The organism is Pedobacter sp. 05L430 (assembly GCF_056397585.1).
The window spans coordinates 1-1386 of the sequence record NZ_JBFTNT010000528.1 but is presented as its reverse complement, the minus strand read 5'-3'; the positions used below and the strand labels follow the sequence as shown (position 1 = coordinate 1386).

1 protein-coding gene is annotated in these 1386 nt (G+C 39.8%); it reads right to left on the bottom strand.

From position 1 onward, the window contains the following. Window positions 1-1114, bottom strand: a 1114-nt coding sequence (locus tag AC1DG9_RS27070; protein ID WP_477635695.1) for a S1/P1 nuclease, incomplete at its 3' end; no start/stop codon positions are given. Between the last annotated feature and the right edge of the window lie 272 nt (window positions 1115-1386).

Below are 1386 nucleotides of genomic sequence, written 5' to 3'. Positions count from 1 at the left end.
GGCTAGGGTCAGTCACTACCATCTCTGGTTTATTTTTAAATAAGCTCACTGTGCCTTGAATAGTGATGGTTTTTCCGTTAATCTTATCTGCCAATACTTTCGCTTTCCCTTTTAGCGCTAGGGTAAGGAGTTGATTGGGATGCGCTGCTCCAACATTAACTAATACCATACTTTTAATGTCTTTCAGGCTAAATACCTTGCCTGTTACTATTACATTCTTGCCAACAGAGCTCTTTAGGTCAGTTAATTTTACCGTGATTGCTTTAGCCAAAGGTTTGGACGGAACTACAGCGATAGGTACTATCGGTTTTTCTATAGGGCGAGTCTGTTGTTGTTCGTTAAATAGTTTGTTTAATTCTCCAGCCAATCGTATACCAGCTTGAGCAATGCGCAGGTGGACAATTGCGATTGATCTTTTGTAGCTAGCTTCATCAATGTTACTACCTGGCTGAGTGTCGTCGTAGATCTGAGTGCTTACCTGGTAACTTTCCCATAGCCATTGCATAGGGCTATCGGCCTGCCATTTCTTCACTTGTTCCGGGTTGGCCCAATCGTATTTTTTTGCCATTTCAGCATAATTGAATCCTTCATGGTCTATAAGTTTTCCATCCCATAAGGCATGCAAATTAGTTCCATTTCCATTAAATCTTACCTGTACATCATTGCCGCCCTTATCTTCGGCACGGCTAACATGCATGGGTTGGTGTGCATCACCAACAAGATGAATCAGGAATTTTAATGCCTGATTTTTTTGTGCCAAACTAAGTGTTTTATCTTTAAGGTTTGCCTCTGCTTTTAAAATTGCAGTATAAACATTGTCTTTGTCTTGTTTAATAACGTAATCTGTAAACTGCTCTTTGGTTAATCCCATTGGAAGGTTGATGTAATGCCAGGATGCAGTTTTTTTATATTGAGGATCATCACTAATCTCATCAGCCCAAGTACTTGCCTCGCTCATGGTTTCACCTTTCAGATAGGTGCTTACTATGGTTTTTGTGTTTGGAGCTAAGTGTTTTTCTGCAATAGTGGCAATGGCTTTATGACCTTTCTGGCCCCAGGATACCAGGGCTATGGTCAATATAATTAGGGATGCGCTTAGGGTATATTGTCTCATGGCCCAAAGTTAATCAGGCGCAAAAGAATTCGGAATTTTAGTTGCCAACATTTTGTTTTCTTACTTGTATCTTTTGTGTTAGGTATTCGTCACAACATATTTCTTTCTCGCCATCTCGACGATAGGAGAGATCTCTTGACCATGAAGTAGCTACACAGCAAATTAGCATAAACAAGAGATCTCTCCTATCGTCCTTTAGATTTGTTTTTGATAATTTAGAATGAGAAGGAAGCAGAAGTAAACTATTCGTTCCTCAGAGTTTAGACTCATAT